This is a genomic window from Nostoc sp. PCC 7107 (assembly GCF_000316625.1).
Taxonomy (GTDB): Bacteria; Cyanobacteriota; Cyanobacteriia; order Cyanobacteriales; family Nostocaceae; genus Nostoc_B.
On record NC_019676.1, the window covers coordinates 3,664,572 to 3,682,145 of the forward strand.

Genomic DNA, 17,574 nt, shown 5'->3' on the forward strand with positions numbered 1-17,574 from the left:
CAGCTATTATACCACATTGATTAGTTTTGGATTTCCGAGACAGATGTATTATTTGGCGATCGCACCCCTCTAACGTCTATTTCCTCAACAGGGGGCTGTGGTTTTTTGCCGAAACCGTAACGCAGTGTGTTTAAAAACCAAGTCTGGAAGTTGTCAATGTAACTAAATATCACTGGTACTACTACCAAAGTTAGCAACGTAGAAGTTGTAAAACCGCCCATAATAGCAATTCCCATTGGTTGGCGTACTTCCGAACCTGCACCAATACCCAATGCTAACGGCAGTGTCCCAGCAATTGTGGCTAAGGAAGTCATCATAATAGGACGCAAGCGCGAAACTCCAGCTTCTATCAAGGCTTGGCGTTGCTTCTTGCCTTCCTGCATATTGATGATTGTGTAATCAACTAAAAGAATCGAGTTTTTAGTGACAATTCCTAAAAGTAAAACGATACCAATCAAGGCGTAAATTCCCAAAGGTTTCTGGGCAGCCATCAAAGCTATTAATGCACCACCTAAACAAAAGGGCAAGGCTGCCATAATTGATAAAGGATGTAGAAAGTTGTTATATAGCAGCACCAGAATTGCATAGATGCACATCACCGCGAGGGCTAATGCACCGCCGAAGCGACCAAAAATTTCCTGCATAATTTTGGCACTACCAGAAGGTTGCTGCACAACTCCTGGTGGGAGGTTTTGCATCGCAGGTAATTGACTAACTGCTTTGACAGCTTCTCCTAAAGAAATACCTTGTAAGTTGGCTTCTACCGCCACTTGACGGGCGCGGTCGTAGCGGTTGATGGTGGCGGGGCCACTACCAAATTTGATATCTGCCACAGCAACGAGAGGAATTAAACTACCGTTTTGGCTGGGAACTTGCAGATTTTTGATAGTGTTGATGTCTGCGCGGGCTGCGGGGTCGATTTGCACCCGAATTGGGATTTGTCGATCGCTCAAGTTAAACTTAGCCAAGTTAGCATCATTATCACCAATAGTAGCTAAAGAAGCAGTTCTGGCGATCGCTTGCACGGTGACACCCAAATCAGCAGCGCGTTGGGGATTAGGTATGACTAAAATCTCTGGTTTAACTAAACTGGCAGTAGAAGATACTTCCACTAATCCAGGTAAGTTACGCATTTGTTTTTCTAAGTCATCCGCAGCTTGATTTAACGCTTGGGGATTTTCACTCCGCAACACAATTGATAAACCTTTGCGGCTATCTCCCGGCCCTTGACTTTGAAAGCTAATTCTCGCCCCTGGGATTTCTTGAAATAATGGGCGGATTTGTTCTTCAAACTGTTTTTGCGAAATATGGCGTTCTTCCTTGGGTTTTAGCTGAATTGACAAGGTAGCTGAATTGATTTCTTCAGTGGCTAAAACCTTCTCTACAATTGGATTTTGTTTAATAATGTTTGTTGTTTGGGTAACTACTTTGCTGACATCTGCCAAAGTGGAACCAGGGGGAACTTCAATGGAAACGTTGGAAATCCCCACATCACTATCATCGACAAAACCCTTGGGAATCAAGGGTAGCAGCATCAGACTAGCGATGAAAAACGCAATAGCGATCGCTATTGTAGTTAATCTATGGCGTAATGCCGTTTGTAATAAAGATTTATAAGGCTGAAACTGTTGTTTTGTTGGTTGATTTGTGGTTTGACGATAAAAGATTTGACTTAATCTGTTTTTGGCGTGGGTTGCACTAGGTTGAGTGTGTGCTTTCTCTTTCAATAGATACGCCCCCATCATCGGCGTAATCATCCGCGCTACCATTGTGGAAAAAATTGTGGAAACGGCAACCGTCAGACCAAAAGGTTGGAAAAACTGCCCAGGAACACCACCCATAAACGCCACAGGTAAAAACACAGCAATAATCGTGGCTGCACTGGCCATAACAGCTAATCCCACTTCGTCAGAAGAGTCAAAAGCTGCTTCCCAAGGCGATTTCCCCATCGCTATATGCCGTTCCATATTTTCAATTTCGACCACAGCATCATCTACTAAGTTGCCTACAGCCAAAGCCAAAGCCAACAAAGTCATATTATTGAGGGTATATCCCAACGCTTGCTGCACTGCAAATGTGGGAATCATCGATAAAGGTAGAGCAACGGCAGTAATTAAAGTCGCTCGCCAGTCTCGCAAAAAGATTAAAATCACAATTACTGCCAACACCGAGGCTTGAATCAACTCATCAATGGTGCTTTGATAAGACTGGCGAATAATATCGGCTCTGGTAAAAATTAAATCTACCTTGACATCTGGGGGCAAAGTTTTTTGCAGTTCCGCGACTGCGGCTTTTACTCCTTGTTCCACACTCACAACCACGCTGCCAGTACTCCGCAATACTTGAAAAGCTACCACAGGTTGATTATCTAAACGGGCAGTTTGCCGTACATCTGCATATTTATCTTCCACATTACCCAGACTAGATAAAGGTACGGAACCCCCACCAGGCAGAAGAATTTCATAAGTTTGCAGCACATTCACACTAGCTGCACTACCAAGGGTGCGAATCGTCTGTTCGCTACCGCCAACTTCGGCGCGTCCACCGGGTAAATTGATATTGAAAGCGCGAATTTGGTCATTGACCTGGGTGGCGGTGATACCTAAAGATTGTAAGCGGCCGGGGTCAAGGTTAATCCGAATTTCCCGGTCAACACCACCGATGCGTTTAACTTGTGCCACACCTTTAACTGATAACAAGGCGCGGCTAATGGTTTGGTCTACAATATTGCTTAATTCTTCAACAGAACGCTGATCTGATTTGACTGCATAAAAGATGATCGGCCCACCAGCAAATTCCAAACGTTGGACAATTGGGTCGTTCACATCTTGGGGAAGATTTTGGCGAATTTGGGCGATCGCATTTCGCACATCATTGGTGGCGCGATCGCTATTTGTTCCTAAAATAAAATTAATAACTGTAGTAGATTTCCCATCATTAACAGTAGAAATCATATTATCGATGTTGCCCAACCCAGCGACAGCATCTTCAATTTTTTTCGTCACTTGCGATTCCAGTTCTGCTGGCCCTGCACCAGGTTGGGTAACAGTCACCGAAACTGCCGGCACATCAATGTTAGGGTTGGTATCAATTCCCAAAGAGGTAAAAGATAACCAACCAACTACTGTCAAAATTAAAAATAAAACTATTGTGGGAACTGGTTTTTTGATTGACCAAGCCGAGATATTAAAAGACATCTGAAGTATGAAGTCTGAAATTTTATACTTTTGACAAATGACTATGAACCTATCACCTGTAATACCATTTCACCAAATAAATGATCCCAATAATTTCTCCCCTGCTCCTCTGCCCCTCTGCGGCCTATTTGTATCAAACTTAAAGTGAAACGGTATAACCTATCCCCTATCCCCTGTTATAACCCTCACCCGATCGCCATCTTTGAGATAACCTGCACCATCAACGATGACGCGATCGCCTAATTGCAAGCCATTTTTAATTTCTACTAGTTCATTGTTAATTGGTTCTCCGACCTCAATTTTCTGACTACGGACTAGATCATCACTGGAGAGGGTGAATATCATTGCACTGCCGTCTGCTTGGGGTTGCACTGCTTTTCGTGGTACTACCATTGCGATCTCGGTATTTGTCGTAATCGCCGCGCGGGCAAACATCCCTGGTCTGAGTAAATTGGTTAATGGTAAGTCAATTTTGACAGTTGCTTCTCGTCGTTTATCGTTCACTAGCGGTTGTATTTCTCTCACTCTGCCTTGCAACTGCACGCGGTTATCAATATCTGAGAAAATTTGCACAGCAGCACCAATTTCTACTTGTGGTAGTTGGATTTCTGGAACATCTGCCTGAAGTTCTAATCTGCCATCCCGAATAATCGAAAACAGTTTTTGTGTTCCCCCAATCACCGTACCAACTTGGGTTTGTGGTGGTATACCTGTCACATCACCAATTCTGGCTAATTTCTCTGCCACAATTCCCGAAATCGGGGCGCGAACTACAGTTTGTTGTAATTGTGTTTGTAATTGTATGGCTTTAGCTACACTGCTACGCACATCAGCCTTGGCTTTGTAAATATTAGCTTCGGCACTGCCTGTATTAGCTTGAGCGCTGAGAACATTAGCTTGAGCGCCACGAATGTTTTCTTCGGCAACACGTACAACTTCGATGGCTGTTTTAACTGTGTAAGCACGAGTATCGAGTTCTTGCAGACTAATTGCCCCAGCAATTGCCAATTTGCGATAACGCAGATAATTCTTTTGGGCTTCTTCTAACTTAGCCTTGGCTTGTGCTAAATCGGCTTTTTTTTGCCGCACTATTGCCTGATAAGATTCTACAGTGGCTTCTTGGGAGACCATACTTGCCTGTCTGGAACCGACATCAGCTTGTTTAGATTCTATTTCGGCTCTGGCTCCACCCATTTGAGCTTGCAGCATAGAATCATCTAAGATTGCCAGAACTTGACCCTTTTTGACATAAGTGCCTTCTTTAATATCTTCAGGAATGATTTTGACTTGCAAACCATTGGCTTGGGGTAGCACTGGAATTAAATCGCGGGCGGCGATTGTGCCTGTAGTATTGAATGTGCGAGACACACGCGTAGCTTCTACTGGGGCGACAGTCACCGTCATTACCGGGTTAGCTTGAGGCGGGACTTTATCTGCCACAGCTTTTTGTTGACGTAGTGGAAATTGAGTTAACACCCCCACACCGCCTAGGGCGATCGCTATGCCTAAGCCAATACCTACAAACATCGACGTTAGCCACGGGCGGTTTTGCTGCTTTGCCTTCTGTTCATCCACCACATTTTCTTCTCGCCTTAGTTCTGGCATACCTTCGTCACTCACGAGACGCACCTCCACATCTGGAAACACACAACTGCTGATTATTCTTAAGAAAGTTTGAGACTAATTACCATATATTAAATCTGACCGAAAAATTTGAGATTTTGGATGGGGAATTTTCGGTACAAGCCCCACCCCTTCAATGCGGAATTAATCCAAAATACTCGCTGCGCTGTGTACGCTTCGCTAACACCAATCTAAAATCCGACGCTATCAAGCTTCACACTTTAGGGTGGAGTCAATCCAAAATCCAAAATCGTAAATCCAAAATTGATTGACTTACATCTCCAATTTTGACTGTAAATAATCCCCAATATGATAACCATGACACAAGTCATGTTTTTTATGAGAAATAAAAATAAAAATCAGTAATTATACGTAAATTATTCATCGATATGACTTGAGATTTTTCTCACTCAATAACTCTTGTTAGTGTCACACATCCCTTGTATGCAGATCACTTCATTGTGGGTATAAATATGGAAAACTAATGAACGTAGGATAAGCCAAATTACATTTGTTGGCAGTGAACTAAGAAACCATAGCCTATCATGTAATCAAGATTTCAAGGCGAGTAGCATTCACACCCTTATTTAAGTTAAAAAGGATAAATATACCTGCAAGTACTTACTCAAGCCTTGATGTTGGCAATCTTAATAACAAACAAGAGATATTTTTATCCGAACAGAGCAACCAAATATGTTCAACGCTACTGAAATTTTAATTGATGCTTTTGTCAAGCAAATTCGAGAAGGCTACAGTCGCACATACGGCTGCCTCAAAAATGATTATCAAGACATCATAGCCTGGGCTGGGAGTATGGCGTTGGAAAATATTGCCAATAGCGATGCCCTGTACCATAATGTCGAACACTCTATTTTAGTTACCTTAGTAGGGCAAGAAATTCTACGTGGCAAACACATCCGCGAAGGTGGTGTTTCTAGTGAAGATTGGTTGCACTTTATTATCTCCTTGGTTTGCCATGATATTGGTTATGTCAAAGGAGTTTGCCGCCAAGACCAAGAAGCATCAGGCTTATATGCTACAGGTAAAAATGGCAGAATGATTTCCCTGCATCCTGGTGCTTCTGATGCCAGTCTCACACCTTATCATGTTGATCGAGCCAAGCTGTTTATTGATGAGCGTTTTGGTGGTCACAAGCTGATAGATGGTGAGGTGATTAAAAGCAATATTGAATGGACTCGCTTTCCCGTACCCACAGCCGAAGATCATCAAGATACTGTTAACTTTGCTGGCTTAGTACGGGCTGCTGATTTAATTGGACAACTGAGTGACCCCCGTTACCTGAAAAAAATTACCTCGTTGTACTACGAATTTGAAGAAACTGGGATGAATAAAGTCTTAGGCTATGAAACCCCAGCCGATTTACGCAAAAATTACGCCAAATTTTACTGGAATGGTGTTCATCCTTATATTAAGGATAGTTTGCGTTACTTATCGCTCACCCAACAAGGTAAACAAGTAATGGCGAATCTCTACTCGAATGTGTTTGTTGTTGAACATGAAAAAAGTCAAGAAGAACATCTGTACATGATTGAACAATTACATGCTTAGATTGTAGTCATTGGTCATTAGTCATTAGTACACTTAAACAACAAATGACCAATGACAAAGAACAAAGGACAAGTAAATTATGAATTGGTGGCAAAGACTGAAGAAAAATCCTTTGGCGCGATTTGGAGCAATTTTACTGTTAATTTTCTATGTAGCGGTGATTGCAGCTGATTTCGTTGCTCCTTACGACCCATATATTTCACAGCCAAATGGTTCACTGCTACCACCAACAAAAATTTATTGGGTTTCCCAGTCTTCCAAAAAATTTATCGGCCCGCATATTTACCCCACAACTCAAGGTAATACTGATATAAATACAGGCGATCGCCAATTAATTGTAGATTTTACTAAGCCCTCTCCTTTACGTTTATTTATATCTGGGCCGGAATACCATCTATTACAGATGAGTTTACCACTACCACCCAAATGGGATGAAGTCACAGTTTTTTCGGGAATTCCCTTAAATTGGCATTTATTTGGCGCAGATAATGGCGTAAGATTGAACATTTTTGGCACTGATGACCAAGGACGTGACCAATTCAGTCGGTTGCTACATGGTGGCCGCATTAGTTTGTTTATTGGGATTATCGGCGTAGTTTTTACTTTCCCTCTAGGTCTGCTATTGGGTGGGATTTCGGGCTATTTTGGGGGTTGGCTAGATAGTGTCATCATGCGTTTTGCAGAAGTCCTGATGACTTTCCCCAGTATTTATCTGTTGGTGACATTAGGTGCAGTTTTACCACCTGGCTTAAGTAGTACCCAGCGCTTTTTATTAATTGTCATTATTACTTCTGTTATTAGTTGGGCTGGTTTAGCTAGGGTAATTCGAGGACAGGTACTTTCTATTAAAGAACGGGAATTTGTTCAAGCTGCACGGGCAATGGGTGGAAATCCACTTTACATCATTGTCCGTCACGTTCTGCCTCAAACTGCTACTTATGTAATTATTTCTGCAACCTTATCAGTTCCTAGTTTTATTAGTGCTGAAGCTGTATTAAGTTTGATTGGTTTAGGAATTCAACAGCCAGATCCTTCTTGGGGTAATATGCTCACCCTAGCCAGTAATGCTTCAATTTTGGTACTCCAACCTTGGTTAATTTGGCCGCCAGCGGTGCTAATTATTTTGACAGTATTAGCATTTAACTTACTAGGTGATGGCTTAAGAGATGCTCTCGATCCCCGCAGTTTGCAAAGATAAGGGGAAGTATTAAGTCTGAAGTGAGAAGTCTGAAGTGTGAAATTGCATACTTCAGGCTTTTGACTATTGACAAATGACAAATGACAGAAACTTTGTCGTGTCATAATGATTCAAGCAATCCTCTTTAAAGAGATTGAAACCTAGAACAAAAAAGAACTACCGTGCGATAAACTCATGCAGCCTGAACCGCAAGTCAACATCCTTTTGGTAGATGACAAACTAGAAAATTTGTTGGCCTTAGAAGCAATTTTAGAAAGACTGGGAGAAAAGTTAGTAAAAGCCACTTCTGGAGCAGAAGCTTTGCGGTGTCTTCTGCATCAAGATTTTGCGGTAATTTTGCTGGATGTGCAAATGCCGGGAATGGATGGCTTTGAAACTGCTAACCTGATTCGTAGTCGAGAGCGATCGCGACAAACTCCAATTATTTTTCTGACAGCCTTTAGCACCAGTGACCAAATGCTATTTAAAGGTTATGCTCTGGGTGCAGTTGATTATTTGCTTAAACCCATAGATACGAATATATTAATATCAAAAGTTACAGTCTTTGTTGAGCTATTTAAAAAAACTCAAGCTATTAAAGAACAAGCAAATCAACTAGCAGCTGTTAATGCAGAACTACGTCAAAGTGAAGAGCGATTTCGTTCCCTTAGCACTTGTTCTCCTGTGGGTATTTTTGAAATGGATACAGATGGCAAATGTAGGTATACAAATCCTCACTATCAGGCCATTTGTGGTTTGACTGCGGTAGAAAGTTTAGAAAAACAATGGCTCGAATTTGTTCATCCAAATGATCAAGAACGGGCGATCGCTAGTTGGTCTAAATATCTCGATATAGGTAGCCAAAACTACTCGGAAGATTTTCAATTTCTCCCAGCTAATGGTCATCTTCGTTGGGTACAGGTGCGTTCATCACGCATGGTTTCGGCTCAAGGAAAATTGCTGGGATATGTCGGTACTCTCGAAGACATTACAGAACGCAAGCAAGCTGAAGAAGTCCGCGCCCAAGTAATTCGAGAACAAACAGCTAGACAAGAAGCAGAAGCCGCAAATCGGATGAAGGATGAGTTTCTCGCAGTGCTGTCTCATGAACTCCGTACACCGTTGACTTCGATGCTTGGCTGGTCAAAAATTCTGCGTTCTAAGAAACTGGATGATAAAGCCACCGCTAAAGCTTTAGAAGCAATTGAACGCAATGCCACATCTCAGGTGCAACTCATTGAAGATATTTTAGATGTATCGCGGATTATTCGCGGTCAACTAAAACTGAATTTATGTGCGGTGAACTTAATTTCTGTAATGGAAGCAGCCCTAGAAGCAGTGCGCCCCTTAGCAGAAGCTAAAAACATTCAAATCAATACGATTCTCGATTCTTCCATTGGTTCAGTTTGCGGTGATCCAGTCCGTTTACAACAAGTAGTCTGGAATCTCCTAACTAATGCCATTAAGTTTACACCCAAAGATGGTAATGTTGCCGTCCATGTAGAACTGATGCAACTCACAGGTAAGGAGTCTAGTAGGCAAGTTCCCGCTGGGGAAATTGTACTCTCCTCTGGCTTGTCTCCCATACGATTTTTTACATCTTCCTATGCTCAAATTCAGATAATTGATACAGGTATTGGCATCGAACCAGACTTTTTACCCAAAGTATTTGAACGATTCCGTCAGGCAGACAGTACTACTACGCGATCGCACAACGGATTAGGCTTAGGACTAGCGATTGTGCGACATCTGGTAGAACTACACAGTGGCATAATTCTCGCAGATAGCCCAGGTAAAGGACAAGGCGCAACTTTTACCTTAAGACTACCACTGATGCCAAGCAGCAGTATTGATGGTAAAGCCGAAAATTCTCCTTCTTGTACAGTGGATACTACACCCCTAGCCGGATTAAAGGTCTTGGTTGTAGATGATGAAACCGATAGCCGGAATTTTTTAGCATTTATGTTTGAAGAGTATGGCGCAAATGCTACAGCAGTGGCATCAGTTGATACAGCCTTGGCAATCCTCGAACAAACAAAGCCTCATATCCTCGTTAGCGACATCAGTATATCAGGTCAAGATAGTTACAATTTAATCCAAACAATCCGCGCCTTAGCACCCGAAAATGGTGGTAACATTCCCGCGATCGCTTTAACTGCTTTTTCCCGCGAAGAAGACCGCTTAAAAATTCTCGCCGCGGGCTTTCAGCATTACTTAACTAAACCGATTGACCCTGAAAATTTGATTAATGTAGTTACTAGTGTTATCAAGAAGAATTCAGCAGTCAGAATTCAGCAGTCAGAATAATGAGAAAAGTGGGTTGGGTTAAGCGACAGCAAAACCCTTACACCCTGTTTATAATTAACTCGCAGCTAACTTACCCCACCCGACATAAGGTAATTTTGTAGCTGTAGCGCGAATTTGTTCAGCGTTAGCAACTAACTGACCGCAAGCATCCCAACTACCAGAAACAAACATATTTCTCGAACCTTCACCCATGAAAACTGGTGCGGTAAAGTCACCCAGTTGCACTTGTAAGGTTTCTAAATTTACTGTTAGCGTTGCTTGGGGATTAGCTGTTACTAATTCTTGGAGTTTTTTTACAGTCGCCGCCTCAGCCGTGACGCAAGGTACACCAATAGCCACACAATTACCCAAGAAGATTTCCGCAAAGCTTTCACCAATTAAAGCTTTAATACCCCATTTTGCGATCGCTTGAGGTGCGTGTTCTCGTGATGAACCGCAGCCAAAGTTACGGTTCACAATTAACACATTGGCATTTTGATATTGGGGTTGATCAAAAGGATGTTCACCTTTTAAAGCTGTGCGGTCATCGATAAACGCGTTTTCGCCCAAACCATCGAAGGTAATCGCCTTTAAAAAACGGGCTGGAATAATCCGGTCTGTATCAATATCATTACCAACTAAAGGTATGGCTTGCCCCGATACTTGTTTAACTTCACTTCCCATAATTTTCTTTGCGCCTTTGCGCCTTTGCGCGAGATAAAAAAGATGTGGTTTGCAAACGCAGAGTGTCGCTGAGGTCAACGCGGTGAGACCAGCCCCCGTCTTGGCGGTTTCCGTCACGATGGGGAACTGGCGAACCCGAAGGGAGGTACACATTTTACCTCCTGCCTTCTGCCTCCTGCCTTCTCCTACAGCAAGTCGCGTACATCAGCAACTTCGCCTGTAATGGCCGCCGTCGCCACCATCGCCGGACTCATCAGTAATGTGCGACCAGAGGATGAACCTTGTCTTCCTTTAAAGTTGCGGTTAGAAGAAGAAGCACTGATTTGTCTACCTTGGAGTTTGTCGGGGTTCATGGCTAAACACATTGAACACCCTGGTTCGCGCCATTCAAAACCCGCTGCGGCAAAGATTTTGTCTAATCCTTCGGCTTCGGCTGCTGCTTTCACTCGTTCGGAACCGGGGACAACAAAGGCTTTGACTCCTTCTGCTACACGGCGACCTTGGGCAATTTTTGCTGCTTCTCTGAGGTCGCTAATTCTCCCGTTAGTGCAGCTACCAATAAAGCAGACATCAATTTTTGTGCCTTTAATGGGTTGACCGGGTAACAAATCCATATAGCGATAAGCTTCTTCAGCAACAAAGCGGTCTTCTTCAGGAAGTTCTTCGGGTTTGGGGATGAACTGATTAATTCCAATACCTTGACCGGGGGTAATTCCCCAGGTGACAGTAGGGGGAATCTCGGCTGCGTTGAAAACAACTACATCATCATATTCTGCATCAGACTCACTTTTAATAGATTCCCACCAACTTACTGCTTGATCCCAATCAGCACCTTTGGGGGCAAAGTCTCTATCTTGGAGATAATCGTAGGTAATTTGATCAGGATTGACGTAACCACATCTTGCACCACCTTCGATCGCCATATTACAGACTGTCATGCGTTCTTCCATGTTCATCTGTTCAAAGGTCGTCCCAGCAAATTCGTAGGCGTAACCAACACCACCTTTTACACCGAGGGTGCGGATAACGTGCAGAATCACATCTTTGGCATAAACGCCGGGGTTAAGAGTGCCGTTAACTTCAATTTTGCGGACTTTGAGTTTAGCGAGGGCGAGGGTTTGCGAGGCGAGAACATCACGAACTTGGCTTGTTCCAATCCCAAAAGCGATCGCTCCAAATGCACCATGACTGGATGTATGACTATCACCACAGGCGATCGTCATTCCTGGCTGGGTTAATCCTAATTCTGGGGCGATGACGTGGACTATACCTTGATTACCGGAACCAATATTATAAAAAGTTAAGTCATTTTCTTGACAATTCTGTTCCAGGGCTTGAATCATTGCTTCTGCCACGCTATCGGCAAAAGGACGTGCCTGGTTATCTGTGGGAACAATGTGATCTACTGTAGCTACGGTGCGTTGGGGAAACAGTACCTTCAGACCTCGTTCGCGCAACATCGCAAAGGCTTGGGGACTGGTAACTTCATGAATTAGATGCAGGCCGATAAATAGTTGCGTCAGCCCTGAAGGAAGTGTACCAACGGTGTGTAAGTCCCAAACTTTATCAAACAGGGTGCCTTTGCTCATAGGTCAATCGTTATTTAACGAGTCAGGATTTTTATCGTATCAAAAAAGCACCAGACTTTTGTGACTTTTATTGTATTCATGATAGGGCGTAAGTCGGGAGAAATACACCAAACTCAGTTATGAAACGTAAATAGGCGAGAAAACTTTACCCATGACCAATAACAAATGACAGCCCTCAGCCTCAACTAAACATCTGGCATGATTTTCGATTTACCACAAAGATATTACGATTAAGCTCTCCAAATCGTTCATAGATAAATTTATCAACGCTTTGCATAGTTAAGTAAATTCCCAAACCTCCTGCTAATCTTCGTTCTAAAGGCTGACAAAAATTATCTGGGGCTGATTGTTGAGTGGGATCGAAGCGATCGCCACTATCTTCCAAAAAAATTTTTAAACATTCCTCTTCCAAATGCGCTTGCACATTCAAACAACCAGGAAATGTGGCTTTTCCATAACCATAGATAATAGTATTAGTAGCAATTTCATCTACTGCTAGGCGTAAGTTGTAAGACGTTTTTTTATCCAACCCCGCGACTGCTGCTGCTGTCATGACATATTCGGCGATCGCGGTTAATGATTCGAGTGTTCCAGGTACAATCAAAGGTTCCATAGTTATGCCGATATGTTAGTGAACAACACGATTTGATACCTGTTCTTAGCTTGAAAATACTTGCTCTTCAACATATTCATCTAGAAGAATCACACCTTGATTGCATCCTGTCTTATTCAAAGTGTCAATTACTTGTTCTTGTAGTCCCACCATACAGATATCAACGTTTGCTCCCATTTTTTGTTTAGCAAAAATCAGCACTCGCAAACCAGCGCTGGACATATAATCCAATTTCTGCATCATCAGAACTAACTTGTCGGGATTGACTGCCACAGTTTTCTCTATTTCCTTCTGGAAAAGTGGTGCAGAATTGGCATCTAACTCTCCTAAGAGAGTGATTATGGCGGTACGTTGGTTAATTTTCAGTGTAGTGTGGAATGACATAATTTCTCCTATTTTATTGAGAATAAAAGCGTTAATTCTTGATTACTCATTACTTGCCTATTAAAATAACCACAGAGCGATCGCTTACAAGTAATCCTTGCTGATTCGTCAAAATCGGCTCGGTGCCAATTTCCCAACAATCCTCTGGGTAAATAGCACTAGTATTAGCAAAGATATGCCACTTCATTTCTGTCGGCAATTCTGGGACTTCAAACCAGCATGTCTGCCAACTCATATTCATAGCTACATAAATGTAGTTATCTAATAGCTTTCCTTGTTGAATATATTTACTAAACAGCATCAATGCAAGAATCCGACTCTGATCTGACCAATCAGCATTCCAAGCTTGAGTTCCATGCCAGCTAATGTCGGTACAGTCAGTAATTAAACAGTTTTGATTTTGGAAGTGGTAGCGATTTCGCAGCACAGGATAAAGTTTGCGAAAAGCAATACAATTTTGAAAAAATCGCCACAAATCTCGATTGGTTTCTAATAATTGCCAATCCAACCAATTTAGTTCATTATCATGACAATAAGTATTATTGTTGCCATTTTGGGTGCGTCCCATTTCATCACCCATCAAAATCATGGGTATACCCTGGCTAACCATCAACATTGCTACAGCATTTTTAATTTGCCGTTTTCGCAAAGCATTAATAGCTGAATCATCGGTATAGCCTTCCCAACCACAGTTCCAACTGTAGTTATCATTGCTACCATCATTGTTATTTTCATTGTTAGCTTCGTTATGCTTGTCATTGTAGGAAACCAAATCCATCAAGGTAAACCCATCATGGCAAGTAATAAAATTAATAGATGTCGCCGGATTGCGACCTTCCCAAGCATAAAGATCAGGTGAACCTTGTAGCCTTTGGGCTATTTCACCTACTTGTCCCGCCTCACCTTTGAGGAATTGGCGAATACAGTCACGATATTTGCCGTTCCATTCTGCCCAGCGACCAAAAGCAGGGAAAGAGCCGACCTGATAAAGGCCACCTGCATCCCAAGCTTCAGCAATGAGTTTACACTTACCTAAAATCGGGTCAAAGGCCAGTGTTTCTAACAATGGTGGATTTTTCAACGGCGCACCCCCAGGATCACGCCCTAAAATCGATGCCAAATCAAAGCGGAAACCATCAATGTGATATTCCGCCACCCAGTACCGCAGACAATCTAAAACAACATTGCGAACAATTGGATTGTTACAGTTTAATGTATTACCACAACCTGAGAAGTTATAGTAATACCCATCCGGGGTAAGCATATAGTAAGTTTTATTGTCAATACCGCGAAACGAAATATAAGGGCCGCGATCGTTTCCTTCCGCAGTATGGTTAAAAACAACATCGAGAATTACTTCAATACCATTTTTGTGTAACTCCTTAATGAGAGCTTTGAGTTCATCAACCTGCATCCCAAATTTACCTGTAGCTGCATAACCAGCCTTGGGAGCAAAAAAGCCAACGGTACTGTAACCCCAATAATTGAACAGTCTCTCTCCTGTTTGGGGATGAATGCGGCTGTTTTCAAACTCATCAAATTCATAAATAGGCATCAGTTCAATAGCATTGACACCTAGCTGTTTTAGGTAGGGAATTTTTTCGCAGATCCCGGCAAACGTTCCTGGATGCTTGACCCCGGAGGAAGAATGACGAGTAAAACTGCGGACGTGCATTTCATAAATAATCAGATCCTCTGAGGGAATTTCTAGAGGATGGTCATCTTCCCAATCAAAATCATCAACCACAATCCTGGCACGATGCTGGTACTTGTCATGCCAATTTGGTGTTTCTCCCCAGACATCTCGGCCGCCGATGACTTTTGCGTAAGGATCACAGAGGATTTTTGTTTGATCAAACCAGTGACCTTCTGAAGGATTAAACAAACCATCCATCCTGTAGCCGTATTCGATATTTTCATAATCTAAATCAAATACCACCATACAGTAGACATAACCTATGCGAAATTCCTTTGAAAAGGGAATTTCGATCATTGGTTCCAGTTCATACTTTTTAAACAACACTAAAGTACAAGATTTAGCATGACTGGAAAAAATCGAAAAGTTCACACCTCCTGGTACTAAAGTGGCACCAAAAGGAAATGGTCGTCCACGTTGCAACTTAAAATTAGCGTAAGTATGAGTTGGATGTGTGTCGATTCGCAATTTCATAGAAGTAAATGTATATGAGAACAAAGAGAAATAGTACAGAGAATGCAGGGGTGAGGATGAATCACCCTGAACTCACTACTTAACTAGGCGGCGCTAGTTGGTGTACAGCTAAAATCGTGATGTCATCAAACGGTTCTGCTTCTGATATGTGACACTCTAGTTGCTTTTTGATTCGGTCTACAAGGGCTATAGCATTAGGGGCGGGTTCTTCCAGCAGGGATAACAATCGTTTCTCGGTGAAGAAATCACCTTTGGGAGAGCGAGCATCAGGAACCCCATCGGAGTAACCAAGGATGATATCGCCTGGTTCAATTTGGATTTGCTGTTCTTGAAAGTGGACGTTATACGTTGGCCCTACACAAGGCCCTGTTGGGTGGAGTCGCTGTCTAACACCAGATGAACGCAGAATAATTGGTGGTTCATGCCCTGCATTCACATAGGTCAATAAACCTGTGGATGGATTAAGAACACCAAAAAAGATGGTGGCAAACATACATAACTCGCTGTGATTTTGGGCTATATAATTGTTAGTTAAAATCACAGCTTGAGTGGGACTAATGTTGGCATTGCTAAAGGTTTGCTCAGAAAAAATTCTCAGTAAACTGCGGAACAAACCCATAAACAGTGCGGCTCCAACTCCTTTATCGCAAACATCACCAATGACTAATCCAATACTGCCATCAGGAAATAAGAAAGTATCGTAAAAATCGCCACCTAGTTGACGGGCAGGTTGGAAAAAAGAGGCGAATTCCCATCCTGTCAAACCTGGCACTGGTTGGGGGAGAAAATTTTGCTGTATCTGCCGACCTTGTTCTAGATCAAGTTTGAGTGCTTGCGAATAAGTTTCTAGCTGACCATAAAATCGCGCATAGTCTATAGCTAAAGCGATTTGTTTAGCCATCATTTCCATGATGCTAACTGATGTTGTATTAAAGAACTCTGCTTGGGAGTGCATCAAGGTCAATACAGCGAGTAATTGCCCATGTTTGAAAATTGGCACACTTAGGACTGAGCGAGCAAATGGAGGACACTCAGGCAGAATTTTTAAACGTTTATATGGAAAGGTATCGGGAATGGCTGTTACCACAGGGTGATTGACGACCCAGGTAAAATATTCTTGCTCAAGAACCCGATGAATTAAATTTTGTTGTTCTAATGAATCTAAATAAAGATGTTTGAAGATTTTATTTTTAATAACACTATGCTCATTGAATAATACAAGGTAGCTGCTCTCAGCGCCTGTCACCTGAATGGAGATATCAACAACTTGCTCTAAAGTTACATTGAGAACGTGTTCTAATTCTGGAGTTTCAGCCATTTCAATGAGCTTTTCTAGCATTTGTGTTTGGGCATCAAGTGCTATTTTGGCAATTTTCAGTTCGCTGATTTCTTGCTGCATCAGTGCTAATTGGCTGATGATTTCTTCTGTTGATTTTTGTTGAACTTGCATAGTTATTCAGTTTTCCCAAAATCTCTAGGTAAAATGATGAGGTGCTGCGGTGAAATAGTTAGTCTGTGTGTGGTAGTGTAAAGGGAATTAATAATCAACTCAAGTTAGTTAAAAGACTTGGATATAGCTTTCGTAATTTTATTAATTTTAGATTACACAATTGACTAACTTGGCACATTTCTGTTACTTTTTCGCAAAAGTGCCTGAAGCACGAAATTGTTTAGTTGTTAACTTACAGATGTTGTAAATAATTTGTCTGAATGGATTCTTTAATTATCCGACATAGTAATAGACTCAGATGCTATAGCGATTTCCGGTCAAGTGAGGTACAGAACTAACGTTTTTGAACACAGAGGGTTGCCTAATTTTATTAGCAATGTATTTAGTACTTCAGCAGATTAGGAAATGCTATAAGTAAATTCGCAAAATAGCTAATTATATCGCCATAAATTTTGCTAATTTTGTTAAGATTAATTCAGCGCAGCTAGTCCTGACTCTAAATTTTCACTAGTTGCAAAAAAGTTGAGAAATCCAGTGACAACCATAGTATCCCGAATTTCTTCAGAAAGTCCTACTAAGACAAGCTGTCCGTCTTTAGCAGTTACTTGTCGATACAAAAACAACAGTAATCTTAAGCCTGCACTAGACATATAAGGAACTTTGTCCATCTTGAGGAGAAGCTTAGTTCGAGTTTGAGCTAACGGAATGATTTTTGTTTGTACAGTTGGTGCTGTTTTTGCATCTACTTCACCTGTGATATCGATAACTGTCACATCTCCAACGGTATTGATATTGATATCCATAAATTTATCCTTACTTAAAAACTAAGTTT

Annotated in this window: 12 protein-coding genes; 3 read left to right on the forward strand and 9 right to left on the reverse strand. The window is 42.0% G+C overall.

The window, feature by feature from the left end; all coding sequences use genetic code 11:
- Nucleotides 1–20 precede the first annotated feature (20 nt).
- Both NOS7107_RS15855 and NOS7107_RS15860 read right to left on the reverse strand, forming a co-directional pair.
- Entirely contained in the window at nucleotides 21–3,197 is a 3,177-nt protein-coding gene (locus NOS7107_RS15855; RefSeq protein WP_015113973.1) for an efflux RND transporter permease subunit, read from the reverse strand.
- 159 nt (nucleotides 3,198–3,356) lie between these two features.
- Nucleotides 3,357–4,817 (reverse strand): efflux RND transporter periplasmic adaptor subunit, encoded by a 1,461-nt coding sequence (locus tag NOS7107_RS15860; protein ID WP_367579361.1) that lies wholly within the window; start codon nucleotides 4,815–4,817, stop codon nucleotides 3,357–3,359.
- A 696-nt stretch (nucleotides 4,818–5,513) separates the two neighbouring features.
- Between NOS7107_RS15860 and NOS7107_RS15865 the strand changes: the two genes are divergently transcribed.
- From NOS7107_RS15865 to NOS7107_RS15875, 3 genes are all read left to right on the forward strand, one after another.
- On the forward strand, nucleotides 5,514–6,389 hold the full coding sequence (locus tag NOS7107_RS15865; protein WP_015113975.1) for an Npun_R2479 family HD domain-containing metalloprotein: 876 nt from the start codon (nucleotides 5,514–5,516) through the stop codon (nucleotides 6,387–6,389).
- 79 nt (nucleotides 6,390–6,468) lie between these two features.
- Entirely contained in the window at nucleotides 6,469–7,587 is a 1,119-nt protein-coding gene (locus NOS7107_RS15870) for an ABC transporter permease (protein ID WP_015113976.1), read from the forward strand.
- Nucleotides 7,588–7,761: 174 nt separating this feature from the next.
- Nucleotides 7,762–9,873 carry a response regulator gene (locus NOS7107_RS15875; protein WP_015113977.1) on the forward strand — a complete coding sequence of 704 codons (2,112 nt, stop codon included), beginning with the start codon at nucleotides 7,762–7,764 and terminating at the stop codon, nucleotides 9,871–9,873.
- Between the two features lie 54 nt (nucleotides 9,874–9,927).
- Here the strand turns inward: NOS7107_RS15875 and leuD are convergent, their stop codons facing one another.
- The 7 genes from leuD to NOS7107_RS15910 form a co-directional block, all read right to left on the reverse strand.
- On the reverse strand, nucleotides 9,928–10,536 hold the full coding sequence (gene leuD / locus NOS7107_RS15880; RefSeq protein ID WP_044500030.1) for a 3-isopropylmalate dehydratase small subunit: 609 nt from the start codon (nucleotides 10,534–10,536) through the stop codon (nucleotides 9,928–9,930).
- Between the two features lie 185 nt (nucleotides 10,537–10,721).
- Nucleotides 10,722–12,125 carry a 3-isopropylmalate dehydratase large subunit gene (gene leuC, locus NOS7107_RS15885; protein ID WP_015113979.1) on the reverse strand — a complete coding sequence of 468 codons (1,404 nt, stop codon included), beginning with the start codon at nucleotides 12,123–12,125 and terminating at the stop codon, nucleotides 10,722–10,724.
- A 181-nt stretch (nucleotides 12,126–12,306) separates the two neighbouring features.
- A complete protein-coding gene (locus NOS7107_RS15890) occupies nucleotides 12,307–12,738 on the reverse strand; it encodes an ATP-binding protein (RefSeq protein ID WP_015113980.1) in 432 nt (143 codons plus the stop codon).
- Nucleotides 12,739–12,783: 45 nt separating this feature from the next.
- On the reverse strand, nucleotides 12,784–13,122 hold the full coding sequence (locus NOS7107_RS15895; protein WP_015113981.1) for an anti-sigma factor antagonist: 339 nt from the start codon (nucleotides 13,120–13,122) through the stop codon (nucleotides 12,784–12,786).
- A gap of 49 nt (nucleotides 13,123–13,171) precedes the next feature.
- Nucleotides 13,172–15,292 (reverse strand): glycogen debranching protein GlgX, encoded by a 2,121-nt coding sequence (gene glgX / locus NOS7107_RS15900; RefSeq protein WP_015113982.1) that lies wholly within the window; start codon nucleotides 15,290–15,292, stop codon nucleotides 13,172–13,174.
- Between the two features lie 79 nt (nucleotides 15,293–15,371).
- On the reverse strand, nucleotides 15,372–16,742 hold the full coding sequence (locus tag NOS7107_RS27360) for a PP2C family protein-serine/threonine phosphatase (RefSeq protein WP_015113983.1): 1,371 nt from the start codon (nucleotides 16,740–16,742) through the stop codon (nucleotides 15,372–15,374).
- 470 nt (nucleotides 16,743–17,212) lie between these two features.
- Nucleotides 17,213–17,545, reverse strand: a complete 333-nt coding sequence (locus tag NOS7107_RS15910; protein ID WP_015113984.1) for an anti-sigma factor antagonist — start codon at nucleotides 17,543–17,545, stop codon at nucleotides 17,213–17,215.
- Between the last annotated feature and the right edge of the window lie 29 nt (nucleotides 17,546–17,574).

Coding starts and splice junctions, on each gene's coding strand:
- NOS7107_RS15855 (WP_015113973.1), bottom strand. CDS start 3,197: ATGTCTTTTAATATCTCGGCTTGGTCAATCAAAAAACCAGTTCCCACA.
- NOS7107_RS15865 (WP_015113975.1), top strand. CDS start 5,514: ATGTTCAACGCTACTGAAATTTTAATTGATGCTTTTGTCAAGCAAATT.
- NOS7107_RS15870 (WP_015113976.1), top strand. CDS start 6,469: ATGAATTGGTGGCAAAGACTGAAGAAAAATCCTTTGGCGCGATTTGGA.
- NOS7107_RS15875 (WP_015113977.1), top strand. CDS start 7,762: ATGCAGCCTGAACCGCAAGTCAACATCCTTTTGGTAGATGACAAACTA.
- leuD (WP_044500030.1), bottom strand. CDS start 10,536: ATGGGAAGTGAAGTTAAACAAGTATCGGGGCAAGCCATACCTTTAGTT.
- leuC (WP_015113979.1), bottom strand. CDS start 12,125: ATGAGCAAAGGCACCCTGTTTGATAAAGTTTGGGACTTACACACCGTT.
- NOS7107_RS15890 (WP_015113980.1), bottom strand. CDS start 12,738: ATGGAACCTTTGATTGTACCTGGAACACTCGAATCATTAACCGCGATC.
- NOS7107_RS15895 (WP_015113981.1), bottom strand. CDS start 13,122: ATGTCATTCCACACTACACTGAAAATTAACCAACGTACCGCCATAATC.
- glgX (WP_015113982.1), bottom strand. CDS start 15,292: ATGAAATTGCGAATCGACACACATCCAACTCATACTTACGCTAATTTT.
- NOS7107_RS27360 (WP_015113983.1), bottom strand. CDS start 16,742: ATGCAAGTTCAACAAAAATCAACAGAAGAAATCATCAGCCAATTAGCA.
- NOS7107_RS15910 (WP_015113984.1), bottom strand. CDS start 17,545: ATGGATATCAATATCAATACCGTTGGAGATGTGACAGTTATCGATATC.